Origin of the sequence: Gloeocapsopsis sp. IPPAS B-1203 (assembly GCF_002749975.1) — a bacterium.
Classification (GTDB): domain Bacteria; phylum Cyanobacteriota; class Cyanobacteriia; order Cyanobacteriales; family Chroococcidiopsidaceae; genus Gloeocapsopsis.
In genome coordinates this window covers 85,641-101,619 of sequence record NZ_PEIG01000005.1, presented here as the reverse complement: position 1 = coordinate 101,619, position 15,979 = coordinate 85,641, and the positions used below count along the sequence as shown (strand labels likewise).

General features: G+C 41.7%; 18 protein-coding genes. 7 read left to right on the top strand and 11 right to left on the bottom strand.

Features of this window, described 5'->3' with window-relative positions; all coding sequences use genetic code 11:
* Positions 1–26 precede the first annotated feature (26 nt).
* Positions 27–857 (bottom strand): DNA adenine methylase, encoded by an 831-nt coding sequence (locus tag CSQ79_RS10385; RefSeq protein ID WP_099701112.1) that lies wholly within the window; start codon positions 855–857, stop codon positions 27–29.
* 246 nt (positions 858–1,103) lie between these two features.
* Between CSQ79_RS10385 and CSQ79_RS10380 the strand changes: the two genes are divergently transcribed.
* From CSQ79_RS10380 to CSQ79_RS10365, 4 genes are all read left to right on the top strand, one after another.
* Positions 1,104–1,310, top strand: a complete 207-nt coding sequence (locus CSQ79_RS10380; RefSeq protein ID WP_099701111.1) for a DUF751 family protein — start codon at positions 1,104–1,106, stop codon at positions 1,308–1,310.
* A gap of 55 nt (positions 1,311–1,365) precedes the next feature.
* Positions 1,366–1,788: a 30S ribosome-binding factor RbfA gene (rbfA, locus tag CSQ79_RS10375; protein WP_099701110.1), complete on the top strand. Its 423-nt coding sequence runs from the start codon at positions 1,366–1,368 to the stop codon at positions 1,786–1,788.
* 34 nt (positions 1,789–1,822) lie between these two features.
* Positions 1,823–3,379, top strand: coding sequence for a glycoside hydrolase family 3 protein (locus tag CSQ79_RS10370; RefSeq protein WP_099701109.1), 1,557 nt, complete (start codon positions 1,823–1,825; stop codon positions 3,377–3,379).
* A 320-nt stretch (positions 3,380–3,699) separates the two neighbouring features.
* Positions 3,700–3,933 (top strand): DUF4327 family protein, encoded by a 234-nt coding sequence (locus CSQ79_RS10365; protein WP_015187198.1) that lies wholly within the window; start codon positions 3,700–3,702, stop codon positions 3,931–3,933.
* A gap of 327 nt (positions 3,934–4,260) precedes the next feature.
* Here CSQ79_RS10365 and CSQ79_RS10360 read toward each other — a convergent pair whose 3' ends face one another.
* A complete protein-coding gene (locus CSQ79_RS10360) occupies positions 4,261–4,608 on the bottom strand; it encodes a hypothetical protein (RefSeq protein ID WP_099701108.1) in 348 nt (115 codons plus the stop codon).
* A gap of 205 nt (positions 4,609–4,813) precedes the next feature.
* On the opposite strand from CSQ79_RS10360, the gene cdf31 reads away from it, so the two are divergent.
* Positions 4,814–5,734: a CDF family zinc efflux transporter Cdf31 gene (cdf31, locus tag CSQ79_RS10355; RefSeq protein WP_099701107.1), complete on the top strand. Its 921-nt coding sequence runs from the start codon at positions 4,814–4,816 to the stop codon at positions 5,732–5,734.
* A 71-nt stretch (positions 5,735–5,805) separates the two neighbouring features.
* Here the strand turns inward: cdf31 and CSQ79_RS10350 are convergent, their stop codons facing one another.
* From CSQ79_RS10350 to cbiD, 8 genes are all read right to left on the bottom strand, one after another.
* Complete coding sequence (locus tag CSQ79_RS10350) at positions 5,806–6,261, bottom strand: ester cyclase (protein WP_289501009.1); 456 nt, start codon at positions 6,259–6,261, stop codon at positions 5,806–5,808.
* 44 nt (positions 6,262–6,305) lie between these two features.
* Positions 6,306–6,884 (bottom strand): Crp/Fnr family transcriptional regulator, encoded by a 579-nt coding sequence (locus CSQ79_RS10345; RefSeq protein WP_099701106.1) that lies wholly within the window; start codon positions 6,882–6,884, stop codon positions 6,306–6,308.
* 234 nt (positions 6,885–7,118) lie between these two features.
* Entirely contained in the window at positions 7,119–7,451 is a 333-nt protein-coding gene (locus CSQ79_RS10340; RefSeq protein WP_099701105.1) for a DUF5615 family PIN-like protein, read from the bottom strand.
* On the bottom strand, positions 7,448–7,672 hold the full coding sequence (locus tag CSQ79_RS10335; protein WP_099701104.1) for a DUF433 domain-containing protein: 225 nt from the start codon (positions 7,670–7,672) through the stop codon (positions 7,448–7,450). Before CSQ79_RS10335 ends, CSQ79_RS10340 begins: the two co-directional genes overlap by 4 nt.
* A gap of 72 nt (positions 7,673–7,744) precedes the next feature.
* Positions 7,745–8,056 carry a DUF3303 domain-containing protein gene (locus CSQ79_RS10330; RefSeq protein WP_289501008.1) on the bottom strand — a complete coding sequence of 104 codons (312 nt, stop codon included), beginning with the start codon at positions 8,054–8,056 and terminating at the stop codon, positions 7,745–7,747.
* A gap of 455 nt (positions 8,057–8,511) precedes the next feature.
* Complete coding sequence (locus CSQ79_RS10325) at positions 8,512–9,261, bottom strand: class I SAM-dependent methyltransferase (RefSeq protein ID WP_099701103.1); 750 nt, start codon at positions 9,259–9,261, stop codon at positions 8,512–8,514.
* 46 nt (positions 9,262–9,307) lie between these two features.
* The gene (gene guaA / locus CSQ79_RS10320) at positions 9,308–10,912 is read right to left on the bottom strand and encodes a glutamine-hydrolyzing GMP synthase (RefSeq protein ID WP_099701102.1); all 1,605 of its coding nucleotides are present in this window, start codon (positions 10,910–10,912) and stop codon (positions 9,308–9,310) included.
* A gap of 140 nt (positions 10,913–11,052) precedes the next feature.
* Positions 11,053–12,150: a cobalt-precorrin-5B (C(1))-methyltransferase CbiD gene (gene cbiD, locus CSQ79_RS10315; RefSeq protein ID WP_099701101.1), complete on the bottom strand. Its 1,098-nt coding sequence runs from the start codon at positions 12,148–12,150 to the stop codon at positions 11,053–11,055.
* A 241-nt stretch (positions 12,151–12,391) separates the two neighbouring features.
* On the opposite strand from cbiD, the gene CSQ79_RS10310 reads away from it, so the two are divergent.
* The gene (locus CSQ79_RS10310; protein WP_099701100.1) at positions 12,392–13,855 is read left to right on the top strand and encodes an MFS transporter; all 1,464 of its coding nucleotides are present in this window, start codon (positions 12,392–12,394) and stop codon (positions 13,853–13,855) included.
* Positions 13,856–14,094: 239 nt separating this feature from the next.
* Positions 14,095–15,081, top strand: coding sequence for a GTP 3',8-cyclase MoaA (gene moaA, locus CSQ79_RS10305; RefSeq protein WP_099701099.1), 987 nt, complete (start codon positions 14,095–14,097; stop codon positions 15,079–15,081).
* Positions 15,082–15,238: 157 nt separating this feature from the next.
* Here the strand turns inward: moaA and rpsD are convergent, their stop codons facing one another.
* Positions 15,239–15,847, bottom strand: a complete 609-nt coding sequence (rpsD, locus tag CSQ79_RS10300; RefSeq protein ID WP_099701098.1) for a 30S ribosomal protein S4 — start codon at positions 15,845–15,847, stop codon at positions 15,239–15,241.
* Between the last annotated feature and the right edge of the window lie 132 nt (positions 15,848–15,979).

The window sequence follows — 15,979 nt, the reverse complement described above, 5'->3', positions numbered from 1 at the left end:
GAGTATTTTACTACTAACAATATCTATTAGGTAGTAATTAATACTTCTGAAATTTTACCTCGTTTGCTGGCGTTCGAGTTAATTGCTCTAGGAGCTTTGATTTCATAAATTTTGAAATCTTTGTAAAGTTCCCTTATAAAAGGACAATCCGAGTTAGATTGCATCACTTTTACTCCTCTTCGAGCTAACTCTACACATACATCTTTCAATTTAATCTGATCGTCTTTATTAAAAGCATCACGACTGTAAGCAGTAAAGTTGCTAGTTTCACTTAGAGGATAATAAGGAGGATCGAAGTACACAAAATCTTTATGACTTTCAGCATAGTTCAAAACTGCCTCAAACGGCTTTACTTCTATTGAAGTTATTTGGAGTGCTTGCGCTACAGCACGCAGTAATTCAGGATTACAAATTTGTGGATTTTTATATTTTCCCATCGGTACATTAAAATCACCCTTAGAATTTTCCCGATATAAACCATTGAAGCAAGTTTTATTTAAATAAATTAACCGTGCAGCTCGTTCCACAGAATTGTCTGTATTATAAGAGCGCATATAGTAGTAATATTCCTTATTATGTTTTTTTTGATGCTGTTCTAATAAAGAAATAACGGCTTCAACATCGTGTTTTATACATAAGTATGTATTAATTAACTCAGGATTAATATCTGAGAGGTCTGCATAACTAACCGAATAATTATTATATAAGTAGAAAAATACTGCCCCACCTCCTAAAAAAGGCTCATAGTAGTGAAGAATTTCCTGTGGAAACAAAGAAACATATTGCTGAATTAACTTATTTTTTCCACCTGCCCATTTCAAAAATGGTTTTGGATAGCTAGGTTCTTGATTGAACATTAATAAAAACGCAACTGAAACATCAAGTTTAAGTCAATTTTACAAAATATTTTAGGAATTGAAGCGATAATAAGAAAGTATCAAATTATCTCTTCATTCATTCTCTGTGAACTCTGTGTCTGGAGTGGTAGCCTGCGGCATGCCGCTCCACGTCTGCGTTTAAAAATAATATTTCATAACTAAATATGACTGCTATATAATATTAAGCAAATAAGAAAACTCCAAAAAATATTTCAATAACACAAGATGTTTGATGGATTTTGGCAAAACATCTCGCGCTACCCCCGCTATTTCATTACGATTATCCTGGGTGTCTTTTTAAACGCATTTGCACCACTTGCTCCACTGTTCAAGCGTCCAGTTACAGCGATCGCACTCATTGGTGTATTTATTGGGACGATCGTTTTTGTTACATTTACGCTGCGAGCCATGCTAGGGATAGATCCGATTTAAGCCAGAGCGAGAAAGAATAAGTAAAGACAACATATAGTGAGGAAGTAGAACAGTAATGGCTACTAGTCGTCGCGTTTCTCGCGTTGCCGAATTAATTAAACGCGAAGTCAGCCAAATGCTACTCCACGATATCAAAGACGATCGCGTGGGTGCAGGAATGGTGAGTGTGACAGATGTCGATGTTTCGGGCGATCTCCAACACGCCAAAATTTTTGTCAGTATTTATGGTACTGATGAAGCACGAGCAGAAACTATGGCTGGCTTAAAATCTGCAACTGGATACGTCCGTAGTGAATTAGGGCAAAGAGTCCGCTTACGGCGAACGCCAGAAATTGTCTTCCAAGAAGATCGTTCAATCGAGCGCGGTAATAGAGTTTTATCGCTGATTAACCAACTTAATCAAAATCGTCAAATTGATAACGCAGTAGCAACCCAAGAGGAGTTTGATGAGTTTGATAGCAATGAAGACGATATTTAAGCTGCAGCACACACTTTATCAATAATTTACCGTAATGCGATCGCTTCCCGATATCAATAGTCTTTCGCTAGCCGAACAAGTCGCCCAAATGATTGTCGTTCGCGCCTCTGGCTATTTATTCGATCATCAAATTCAGTACCCACAGTGGGAACCTCCCGCAGCTAAGTTGCAGTATTGGCTAGAAATGGGTGTTGGTGGTGTCATTTTGTTGGGAGGTAGTGCGGGAGAAATTGCGCTGCGATCGCAACAACTCCAAAATTGGGCAAAATTTCCTTTACTCATTGCCGCAGATATTGAAGAAGGCGTCGGACAACGTTTTTCCGGTGCTACAGAGTTTCCTCCACCAATGGCACTGAGTGCGATCGCACAGCGAGATCTCAATACTGCCATACAATATGCATCGCAAATGGGGGCTGTGACTGCGCAAGAAGCGTTAGCAATTGGCATCAACTGGGTATTAGCACCAGTAGTAGATGTCAATAACAATCCGGCAAACCCTGTCATTAACGTTCGCGCCTTTGGCGAAACTCCAGAAATTGTCAGTCAATTAACAACAGCTTTTATTCAAGGCGCTAAAAAATCCCCTGTACTTACCGCAGCAAAGCATTTTCCAGGACATGGTGACACGGCAACAGATTCTCATCTTGAATTACCTGTTGTTCCACACTCACTTGAAAGATTAGCAAAAATCGAATTACCACCATTTCGAGCCGCGATCGCGGCTGGGGTTGATGCTGTCATGAGTGCCCATTTGCTCATTCCCGCTTGGGATAGCGAATATCCAGCAACACTATCGCCAAAGATATTAACTCAACAATTGCGTCAGGAGTTGGGATTTGAGGGATTAGTCGTGACTGATGCTTTAGTGATGGGAGCAATAGCTAACCGCTACGGAACTGAAGAAGCGGCAGTTTTAGCTGTAGAAGCAGGAGCAGATATTTTATTAATGCCACTTGAACCCGAAGCCGCAATCCAAGCTGTTTGTCACGCAGTCAAGAGCGATCGCATTTCTTTAGATCGAATTCGTACTTCAGTAGAACGCATCTGGCAGGCTAAACAGCAGGTTGAGTACCCTATGCCTACACTACAAGAATTAGCTCAACCCGCAGCATTTGGGATAGTTAACAACATTTTGCAAGCAGCACAGGTTATTTATGGTTCTGTCCCTATCAATGTGGATGTGACTTCTGGCGTTTTACGCAACTTAGTGGTTGTCGATAATCTCCTCAACTGCACTTTTTTAAGTGAGGTTAGCCCAGCGATCGCGATTCCGAAACAATTAGGCTATACAACTGAACTGATCGATTGTCATACTCCAGCTACAGCTCTTGGGAGCAGTCAACCTACTGTGTTACAACTATTCATTCGTGGTAATCCATTTCGAGGTAGTGCTGGTTTAACTCAATTAGCCCAGGACTTATTTAAGAGATTATTACAATCGGACAATTTACAAGCTTTAATCGTTTACGGTAGTCCCTATGTAGTGCAGGAGTTTTTACCAGCGTTGCCTAAAACGACGCCTTGCTTATTCTCCTATGGGCAAATACCTGTTGCTCAGTTAGCAATCATGAATACGTTATTCAATTTATAACGCTTTCTATCAATAGATAGATTTTTTTTAGCGTACACTTCTATCTAAAGGTAGTATTTCAGGATGATACTCTATTTAACGCTAGACTAGATTAGCGTAGTTTTACGTTTACTATGGTTTGTCTTAAAAACTTTATAAATGAAATTGTCACGTTTTCTTGACTCTTGCAACATTTATTAATATTATAATAGGAAAGAAGAAAGGAAAATAGAAAAAGTATCAGTATAGTAAAATACAAAAACTAAATTTACTGCCAAGATTATCAAGATCGAAATAGAGAGTTGAATACTATATCCCTAATTTTTCCTGGGTTAAAAATCATGAGTGTGAATACATTGCCACCTGTTCGGTACTCGTTAGATGTGATTCAAGACGAGGTGCGGCGTTTGGTGCAAAAAGGAGTAATCAGCCGCCAACAACCAATCTACACGTTGTGCCAGTTTATTCCCCCACGGGAATGGGTTTGTTTGGAAGGAGAACTAGAAAAGTGTGACTTCCTGCTGCGCGATCGCATTGGCGATCTCTTGGGACATGAGGAATGGGATAACGATTAAATCGCTTAAGCTGTTAGAAAACTAAATATAGAACGTTGCGATCGCTCTATATATCAACTTCAGATAAAGACCACAATAAATACAGAAAATTTTTCTACATTCTTTAATTGTTTTGCCAAAAAGTAGTTAGGCAGAACAATTTTTTATTTGAGGAGTTTTGATAAAACTAGGTAGACTGCAACAACGTTGTAACGTTGCAACAGCTTGCCTCACTATAGCCCTTCTAAATGATTTGTGGACGCAAGAACTCCATCAAAAATTAATCATTAACTATCAGCAGCCTCAATTGGATGTTTAGAACTTAAACAGAAAAACTATAGCTATAAGTCAACTTACCTGTTCTAAATAAAAATTGAGATCTTCAGTAATTCGAGTTAATTCTGCTTCAGTAGTAAGACGAATATGAGGATCGCGTAGGGTAATCAACACTTTAGCAGCGAAAGGTGTAGCCCAGATATTAGGATTACAAAAAATCTCTAGAAAGACTTCGCCAGTGTAACGATATTCTAAAGGCTGTTGCGGAGTAGCTTTAGTGCCAGGAGTAGCCTTAGTACTAACAATTTTAAGACTTTGCATCAATTGCGCGATCGCACTTTGTAACTCGCGTGCAGCTTGTGGTGAGAAACTAAAAGAGACAGAACCCTCAACCAAGTTTAAAGTTAGCTTTGGGGACATAAGCGTAATTTATCCAAACCTGCTACTTTATATTACCTGTTACAGCGCAGTTTCTTAAATACACAGGCTACTTTCCACCAAAAATTCTAATATATATGTATTAATCAGGCAATTTTTAACTACAACAAAATAGTAAAACCGAACCAATTCTCTAAATTCGACATATATAAGATAAACAATTACGGAATTACGATATTAGTATTCTATGGTCAGAGATAACCGCGCAACTGTGCGGAAGGTGTTATTCATCACGCTGATACTCAATATAGGGGTGATGTCATTAAAAGCCATAGTAGGTTCGTGGACTGGTTCTTTGAGCTTACAGGCTGATGCATTACATAGCGTAACAGATGGTGCTAATAACATCCTAGGTTTAATTGCCAGTCGCTTTTCTTCTCCACAACCCGATCGCGATCACCCCTATGGACATCTCAAGTTTGAAGCTGTAGGTGCGTTGGGAATTGCTGCATTTTTAGGTATTGCTTGCTTTGAAATTCTTCAAAGTGCGGTTGAGCGAATTCTCAATGGTGGAGAATCTGTGCAGATATCTTCATCAGAGTTATGGTTACTGTTAATTGTACTCGGAATTAATATCTTTGTTGCCTTCTATGAACGTACTGTCGGTCAACGGGTAGGTAGTCCAATTTTGATTGCTGATGCTAAACATACAATGAGCGATGTTTGGGTAACAATTACGGTGATTGCTGGATTAGTTGGGATATGGCAAGGAAATATTTTAAATTTGCCACAACTGCAATGGTTAGACGTTGCTTTCGCTTTTCCGGTAGCGTTATTAGTATTTAAAAGTGGTTGGTCAGTACTAAAAGAAAACCTACCTTGGCTCGTCGATGAAATGGCGATCGCACCTGAAGCAATTTATGATCTTGTTATGCAAGTTCCTAGTGTAGTTAACTGTCACGATATTGCTTCTAGAGGTGTTGTCGGGCGGCAAGTATTTATTGAAATGCACTTAATTGTCGAGGCCATAGACGTCGAAACAGCCCATAAAATAACTGAACAAGTCGAAGCGAAGCTGATAGAAAAATTTAGCCCTGTACGTATTTCTATTCATATTGAACCGCCGGAATATCAAAGCGATCGCATCAGTTATGAAGCTAAGTTATAAGCTTTGAGTTATTAAGTTGCTAGAGTGCGATCGCCTTTGGCGCTGCGCTCCGCGCAATCGCTGCTTAAGAATTAACTTGCATGTAGTGCTGGAAAGTTTACCAAACCTAATTGTTGCATTAAAGCCATTATGTCAGCTTGCCCCCAATGTTCCACCACTTTACTGTTGACAACACGATCAATATGAACAACTGAAAATGTTACCTGTTTTCCTGTCGGGGGAATACCCATAATTTCTGCCAAATGAGTTCCACAGAACACTCCACGCGTAACGACTTTATCATCTTCGGCAATCACATCTTCAAACGTGTGGCGACCATCAGGAAAAGCATCACGAATTTTTAGCGCATACTCAAAGAAAGCATCAGCCCCTTTAAGTTTGTGACTCCCCATCACACAGCCAGTGAGATCTGAAGCAATTAATGCTTTACCTTGCTCAATATCTCCTCGATCAAAAGCATCGTAGGCTTGCAGGACGATAGATTTATTTTGTTCTAACGACATCGCAGGTTCTTTTTGAAGTATCATGTTGCGAATTTACTGTGCAAAGCCCGTGACTGCATTGACTTGGGTTAAGAAATTCTTTTTTGGTAAATTCTCCGCTTCAATCGACTGAGTGATTCTGGCTCTATACCGAGATATGATGCTAAATGATATTGAGGTATGCGCTGCAATTCAGGTTCGGTTTGAATCAGGTCAAGATAACGCTGTTCTGGCGAATCTCTAAAAAGAGAAAGCAATTTATCTCGCAGCATAAACGCAAGATTCTCTGCATGAAGTCTCAAGAATTTTTGACTACCTGGTAATTCTTCAAAAGCATTAAATACTTGATTGTTGACAATCAAAACTTCAGAATCTTCAATAGCCTGACATGAGAAACACGCAGGTTTTTGTTTGCGAAAACTTTCATAATCACCCACTGGTCGGTGTTCGGGATGAAAAAACAGAGTAAACTCTTTTCCATCTTTTATAAAAAACGTTCTCAGACAACCTTTGAGCGTGAAACCGACAAATTCACAAATATCATTTTCCCGAAAGAGAAATTCACCCTTATAAATTATTTTTGACTTTAGCAGTGGTTCAATACGCACAACATTTACTTTAAAGTCAGGCGAAAGCTGTCGAATAAATTCATAAAACGGTTCATGCATCGAGCCTTTGTTACTGATAATTATAAACTTCTTACTATCAGCATATCTACAAAGTTTTCATCAATACTCTAGAAATATGAGTTTTTAATGGAAAAGTGTCTTCACACTCCACTCAGAAGAGAATTTAGAATACTTCTAACGTTCTGCTTCACCCACCGCTAGTAGCCTTTGGTTCTCAACCAGCCAACTCAATACGGTCGGTGTGCCAGTAGGTTGTTATGCAGTGGCTCTATACTACGTCAATACTAGAAGGCTTTCTGTTTGACTACTTTCAAACTGAATGCTCGTGTCCACATTATCTCTCAAAATTTGAATAATCTTTGATGTTGGGCAATTGCCGATCCGAAGATAAACAAACTTGGGTGGATGACCATAAAGTAAACTGCGCTGGTGAAAATCAGAATCTTTGGAAACAATTACAAAGCCCTTCGTTTTCGCATATTCCCAAATCACTGCATCATCCGTGTTTATCAATCCTAGGATCTTGACATGCTCAGAATCAGGATACAAATCAATAACCCGGTGAATAATTCGGTCTGACAGGTTTTCATCTAAAAGCAATTTCACAGCGATGCTACAAATAACTTTTTCTCACGATCAGCTGCAAAAGTAAGACAAGCTTTGATGTCTTCCGAAGTGAGTTCAGAAAAATCTTCCAGAATTTCCGCCTCGGTCATCCCACCTGCCAAATATTCTAAGATGTCATACACGGTGATTCGCATTCCCCGAATACATGGCTTGCCACTGCGCTTTCCAGGCTCAATTGTGATGATGTGTTGGTAGTCCATAAAAGCGGTATGTGGGAGAATATCTGTCTACATTATATCGGGATCTCTTGCTACCACAGGCAGAGAATACTGCTAGAGCTTATCTGCAATATGTTGAGCAGCTTCTGCTGAAGTCCTTACCGAGATGATTTCAAAATGACCGAGATCGCTCCAAGCTTTAATCCAAACATCAAACAAGGCTCGGTCATCCGTTCGCATGAGTTGGAAGCATCGGAAATAGTCTAAATCTACCCAACTGTCCACATACTCCAAACCCGGTGGTAATTGACGACCATAATCGTGGGCACGACGATAAATATCAACAGCCGCGCCTGCATTGAATATTCGATGACCATGTAAAGCATTGATTTCAACTTCAGCAACTACTTCGTTACTCTTTCCCATTCACGCTGTGAATTTCGATCATAATAATCACGCACAATATTGCTCATAAATATTGCTCTTGAACTATACAGCTTGACAGTTCAATTATTGCTTCTAATCTTAGCGATCACTCACATGCTAGCGGCAATTCAGCCTCAAACTTCCTACCAACGTCCTCGGACTATCGTCCTTATCAATAGCTTGAGCAGGCTAACTATTTATTAGACGGAAAGCTTCTGTATAATCTTTTTCTAAATAGAGATATGTAAGCATTACAGCCCTGTGCTGTCAGAATATACAGAAAGTTTATTTTTTACGCCGCTATTTGGATATTATCCAGATTTTTTCTGCATCATCCTTTCATGAAGGAACATTACATAGAATCCTTCCGTGTATTCCTTGGTGCTATCAAGAATTGTTCTGTATAACATCCTCATTTATAGTATTAAATGGAATTCTTTTGGATAACACCTTAGTTATGCATCAATACGGCGACCCACGATGATTGGTTGATGCAGTATTCCGTCTAAACGTTGGACATTGGTAAAGCCTACTTCTCTAAGGAGAAACATTAACTGATCTACTGTAATTGCATAATAACGAGATAAGCCAGCAGTAACGCTAGCAGGACTACCTTGCTTTACCTCACGCACAAAATACATCGCCACGTCGTAAGTATTGCCATTCCAATCACGAGTTTGAAATACAAAGTAGCGATCGCTTCCCTCATAACGGAACCCATACGACCACATCTGTGGGGAGGATCTATCTTCATCCTCAAGATACTCGCGCAGGCTCACGATCGCCACTCCATCTTGCCGCAAACACTGATAGAAACCCTGAAGTGCAACGCGAATCTCATCTTCCCCAGAAAGGTGTGGTAAGGAGTTATCGGCGCTTAATACGACATCAAATCCAGAACCATGCGTTTGGGCGCACTGACGCATATCTGCTACTTTGAAGGTCATTTCGAGTCCGCGTGACAACGCTTCTTTGCGCGCCCGTGCAACGGCTGCTGCTGATAAATCAGATGCTGTAACGTTATGTCCTAAAGTGGCGAGTCCTAGTGCTTGAGTTCCGATACCACAGGAAACATCAAGAATCGATTGTGGGGCTGCCCCCACGAAATTGCTAATTACACCGTTGAGTGCAGTTCCCTGCTTTGCGATCGCTTCGTTCCAGTTGGGGTAAACAAGGTGATAAAGACTAGCAATATCGTCGTACATATCAATCTTGACTACGAGTAGGTTGGGAACCGTAAAACAATATTGATTACTCCCACTCAATCGTTCCAGGTGGCTTGGAAGTAATGTCGTAAACGACGCGATTCACGCCGCGAACTTCGTTCACAATGCGGTTAGAAATTGTCTCTAGCAAGTCATAAGGAACTCGCGCCCAATCCGCAGTCATCCCATCTTCGCTGGAAACCAAACGTAAAACAATCGGATACGCATAAGTACGCTGATCGCCCATCACGCCAACGCTACGAATTGGTAACAAGACTGCAAACGCTTGCCAGAGTTGATTGTATATATTGTTGCGGTTAATTTCTTGGCGGACAATTAAATCGGCGTCGCGTAAAATTTCTAAGCGATCTTCTGTTACTTCGCCTAAAATCCGAATGGCTAAACCTGGACCTGGAAATGGCTGTCGTTGCACAATTTCATCAGGTAAACCAACCGATCGCCCAACTTTACGCACTTCATCTTTAAATAACTTGCGCAGTGGTTCGACAAGCTTAAATCTTAAGTCTTTGGGTAAGCCACCAACATTGTGATGACTCTTAATTTTGACTGCGACACGTTCCCCTGTTTTGGGATCGACATTGGTATCTGCCGATTCAATCACATCAGGATACAAAGTTCCTTGTGCTAAATAATCAAAAGGTCCTAAGCGCTTGGAAGCATCTTCAAAGGCTTTAATAAATTCGTGTCCAATGCGGCGGCGTTTTTCTTCAGGATCGGTGACACCGGAAATTGCCGCTAAAAAGCGATCGCGTGCCTTAACATGCTCTACCGGAATATGAAACTGTTCTTGAAATAACTTGACTAACCGCTCTGGCTCTAGCTTCCGCATAAAGCCTTGGTCAATAAAGACACACGTCAACTGATCGCCGATTGCTTTGTGAAGTAAAAACGCTAACGTCGAGGAATCCACCCCACCAGAAAGCGCTAGCAATACCCGCTTATCACCAACTTTGGCACGAATTTCGCGAATTGCTTCATCGACGAAAGCTTCCGTTGTCCATGTCGGTTCGCAGTCGCAAATGTGATACACAAAGTTACGAATCAACGCCATTCCGCCTAGTGAATGGACGACTTCTGGATGAAATTGTACACCATAAAACTTTTTTTCATGGTGGGCGATCACTGCACAAGAAGTATTTTCTGTGTGTGCTAAAACTTCAAACCCTTCTGGCAATGCGGTACACGAGTCGCCGTGACTCATCCACATAATTGTGCCGTCTTCGACGTTTGTCAGTAAGTCTGTCGGATCGTCAATTAAGAGTGATGCTTTACCATACTCACCCCGTTCAGCACGAACGACATTTCCACCGAGTTGATTCACCATCAACTGCATTCCGTAGCAGACACCAAGAATGGGAATACCCAACTCCCAAATTTGGGGATCGCATTGCGGAGCGCCGACGTCGTAAACTGAATTAGGACCACCAGAAAGAATAATTCCTTTGGGGTTAAGTTGCTGTAATTGCTCAGCAGTGGTGCGGTAGGAAATCACCTCTGAATAAACTTGAGTTTCCCGAATGCGACGGGCAATCAGTTCAGAGTATTGAGAGCCGAAGTCCAAGATGATAATCATTTGGCGATCCAGCTGCTTTGATGTCGTTTGAGGCGGTGTTTGTGTCTGGATAGTCACAGATGGATTCCCGATGGAGAAGGTTTGCAGCGGCGAAGGTTAAAAATTTCTATCTTGGTAGTACGTACTATTAAACATCTACCAGACGATAGATCCCTAAAAAGCTATTAATGAATACTAAAGTATATATTTTTCTTAAGTTAACACAAATATGTTAATAAAGTGCTACCGATTTCACTTTTGACGATAATTTGGCGATCGCGGTCAAACAACACTGAACCAACCTGAAGTTGGCGAGTACTTTGTTTAAAAATGTACTCTTGAGCGCGTCGATCAACGCTGTGAGCGATCGCACTATACACGATATTTACCCAGTCGCTACCTGCTTGTGCATCTACATCTCGTAAATACTTCAGTGCAGCTTCTGCTGTGGAACTTGCAAACAAAGTTTGCAGCACTGGTGTTGGTGCACCTGCGTTTGCAGCATACGCAGTCATAATTTCGCGACGTCCATCAGCAAGGTGGTGATGTGTATGAAAAATTCCCCCTGCAAGTTTCATTAACTTTCCGTGATAACCAAATAGTAAAATTGCTTTTATTTGTTGTACAGCAGCTTCCACAAGTAAAGGCCCAAGCCAATTCGCAGTTTTCACTAATCGATCAGGATCAATTCCCAACTGAGTTGCTAAATCCAAGCCATTTTCACCGATACAAAACACCAAACAATCAAAATGACGTTTTGCCTGTAATTCCTCGCGAAAGGCTTCTAGTTGTCCAGGAGCACTCAATGGTTGGGAAATTCCAGTCGTTCCAAGTAAAGAGAGTCCTTCGACAACACCAAACGCAGCATTCGACGTTCTTTCAGCTAATTGTCTTCCTTCGGGGAGAATAATCGTGACGGTGATTTTTTCATCTGGTTGTAGTAACTGCGCTAAATTTTCTTGAAATAATTGCTGTGCATAACTATAAATCGCCGCTTCTCTTGTTGCATCCAGCTTGCCAATTCCTTCACCGCCTTGGATAGCGATCGCTTGCCCTTCCGCACGTTGTTCTACCAGTGCCCAAATCGGGGTATTCCGAGTTAAATCGAGGTTATCACCAGGATCGCTGCGAGTGATTGCCAATGCACCTTGATAGACACCTGAAACTTGCTCAATCGGAATTTCTACAATTTCTGCGGGATAAATAAGATTAACGTCAACCGACCTCATGACTTGCTTTTTGTGTAGCCAATGCAAAGCGGCGATCGCCGCCGCACAAGCAAAAACTGGCAAAGTATATCCGGAACGAAAGAGCATTTTTGGTTAAGAAAGACTAAGTAGATTAGAGGTAATTTTAAGGTGTGTTAACCCCTGAAAGCTTGTTTTTCTCTAGTCAAAGCGCCACTCATCACTCCTCAAATTTAGAATTGTAACCAGCGACAGAGAGAATATTATCTTTATTTTTTGTTTCAATAGATTGAGAAACGTATCTTGCTACACTGCCTTCGTTGCATAGTTAGCTAACCCCAAAGTTGAACTCAAACTTGGATAATGCCTAGTGGAAATCATCTCTCCTCCCACCATAGATAGAGAACACCATCACTCATTAACGGTACTACCAAGCGAACTACCGCCTAAAATTTCGCCGCAAGAAATTCGTACCAGTCTCAGAGCATCAACAATTGATGGTATCTTTGCAGCGATTTTCTCTAGTATTACTAGTGGCGTCTTGCTCACCAATTTTTTATTACAACTCGGAGCAAGTTCTGTAGAGATTGGGATGCTTTCATCAATTCCCATGGTAGTGAATTTACTACAGCCTCTAGGCGCTTACTTTGCAGACAGAACTACGAGTCGCCACAACTATTGCTTGGCTATTTTTGGCGTATCTCGGCTACTTTGGTTGATTTTAGTGGTAGGGATTGGTTGGGTCTGCTGGTCAGGAAGTAATTTACATCAACTTGTGAGTTGGACACTGGGGATGATCTTAGTGACGCACATCCTCAATGCTCTTGGTAGTTCTTGCTGGGTAAGTTGGATGGCAGCATTAGTTCCCCATCGCCTCCGAGGGCGCTATTTTGGCTTACGCAATAGTGCCAGCAGCCTCACAACTTTGTTGAGTATACCAATCTTTGGTTTCGCAGTTTCAGCATGGCCTAATAGTAGTATTCAAGGATACGGTGTCGTACTGTTGCTAGGTGTTGTTGCTGGGTTAATTAGTTTGGGATGCCAGTTTTTTATGGCAGATGTAAACCCGTTACAGCCTAGAGACGCTGCTTCTTATCGAGCTAAGGCAAGAACTGCAGAAACTTTGAATGTCGTTGATGAGAGTGCCCGTTTACAGCCTAGTATTTTTCAGGACACTAACTTTTTAAAGTTTTTACTTTACTTTGGCTTATGGACATTTGCAGTTAACTTAAGCGCACCATTTTTTAATTTGTATCTGTTAGATAATTTACATCTCAATTTAAGTTGGGTAACAACCTACACAAGTTTGACGGCTGGAGCGAATCTTGTCATGCTGCTATTGTGGGGCAAGATGGCGGATCGCGTAGGCAATCGTCCACTGTTACTTCTGGTAGGAATTTTAGCTGCAATTACACCAATATTCTGGCTAGGGGCTAGTGCTGACTCGCTTTCGCGCTGGCTGTGGTTGCCCTTAATTCATATATTCAGCGGTGGAACTTGGGCAGCAATTGATTTGTGTAGCAACAATATTCAGATGGAAGTTGCCCCTGTTGAACATCCTTCTAAATATTTTGCGATCGCAGCAGCAATATCTGGAGTTTGTGGTGCTTTTGGCACAACCACTGGTGGCTTTCTGGCGCAGTTGTCTGTCATTGGTGGCTTACCTGGGTTATTTGCACTTTCAGTTTTAGTCCGCTTACTCGCACTATTTCCGCTCGTTTTTGTCCACGAACCCCGCAGTCAATCAGTTTTCAAAATTCTCCGCAATTTTCTTCCCTCTAAACCACAATTGACACCTGTACCTGCCATAGAAATTGGAGATCGTTCAGAATAAGAATTAGGAGTCAGGCGGATAAGATCTGAGGAAACTGATGGAGAGAACAGCGATGCAGAGGGTAGTTGGGTAGTAGAGTAGGCGGGAAGACTAAGAGAGTTATGAATGTTGAGTGTTGAGTTATGAGTTAAGAAAACTCAAAATTCAAAACTCAAAATTCAAAACTCTATTACCTACACTCCCACACTCCTACTCGACAACTCTTTCACACTCCCACTATCAACTAGCCACTAACCACTATGAATGCAGTAGACTACCTCCGGATCAGCTTAATCGACCGCTGTAACTTCCGGTGTCAATACTGTATGCCGGAGGGTGCTGAATTAGATTATGTTTTGCGGCAACAGCTCTTAACTGACGAGGAACTACTTACTTTGATTCAAGAAGTATTTATTCCCGTCGGATTTACGCGGTTTCGATTAACAGGTGGAGAACCGTTACTACGCCCAGGTGTGATCGAAATTGTCCGCGCGATCGCTGCTTTTCCTCAAACCCAAGACCTTGCTATGACAACTAACGGGTTTTTACTCGCAAGCATGGCACAAGCTCTCTACGATGCTGGACTGCGGCGGATTAATATTAGTTTAGATTCCCTCGATCCCGACACTTTCGACCAAATTATTGGCAATCGCGGTCGTTCGCGCTGGCAACAAGTCTGGCAAGGTATTCAAAGTGCGTATCAAGTTGGTTTTAATCCTTTAAAGCTGAATGTCGTTGTCATTCCTGGTGTCAACGATCGCGAAGTTCTCGATCTGGCTGCTTTGACTATTGACCGTCAATGGCACGTCCGCTTCATTGAATTTATGCCAATTGGCAATTCTCAACTTTTTGGCGATCGCGGTTGGATTGCTTCTGAAGAACTCCGCCAACAAATTCGCGATTCTTTTGGCTTGACGGAATCACAAGTGCGTGGTAATGGTCCAGCAGACGTTTTTCAGATTCCTGGCGCTAAAGGAACATTAGGATTTATTAGTCAGATGTCAGAATGTTTTTGCGATCGCTGCAACCGGATGCGGCTTTCTGCTGATGGTTGGTTACGTCCCTGCTTGCTCAACGAAGGCAATCAAATCGACCTTAAAACACCCCTACGCACTGGCACAGAAATAGCACAGTTGCGCAAAGAAGTACGCCAACTTTTAGCGATTAAACCAGAAATTAACTTCAAGCAACGTGAATCAGGAACGACTGGCACTTACAGCCGTACAATGTCTCAAATTGGAGGTTAACTCAATTTCAGATTTTGGATTTGCTGGGATTATCTCAGCGGTTGAAACCGCAGCTAATCAGACAAAACCTACCTTTAAGTCCACGAAGGTGGACTTTGCTTTTAAGCCGCGACTTTAGTCGCTAGGTTGATAATCCAAAATCCAAAATCCAAAATTTTTATGCTTGACGTGAGTAGTACTCAACGACCAACAGTTCGTTAACTTGTAACGCCACCCACTCACGCTCAACTAAGCTGTTAACTTTACCTTCGAGTTTATTTTTGTCAAACTCCAAATGGCTAGGAAGGTTTGCTAGTCCTGGATATTGTAGGTTAGCTTCTACTAACTTACGTGAAGCTTCGCGATCTCTAACTTTAATCTCGTCGCCTGGACGACATTGATAGCTTGCAATATCGACAACTCGACCCTTGACTGTAATATGACCGTGATTCACCAGTTGTCTCGCAGCAGGAATTGTAGGAGCCATTCCCATGCGGAAAATAGTGTTATCAAGCCGCATTTCTAATAGTTGTAAAAGCACTTGTCCGGTTGAACCAGTCACTCTTCTGGCGCGGCGGACGTAGCGTAGCAACTGTTTTTCTGTTAAACCGTAATTAAAACGAAGCTTCTGCTTCTCTTCTAGACGAACAGCATATTCAGAACGTTTCTTGCGATTCTGTCCATGCTGTCCTGGTGGATATGAACGACGGGCGCTTTTACGAGTTAATCCTGGTAACTCTCCTAAACGACGTACAACTCTTAATCGTGGTCCTCTGTATCGGGACATGGGTTCCTCTTTACTACCTTGTCAAACTTCTCCCAAATTGACCATTATAAATCTGTAATAATCATATTGGCAAAGTTTGGAGTAAATTCAACTCGATCAAATGCCGCTGCAGACTGTAACATAGCGGAAAAT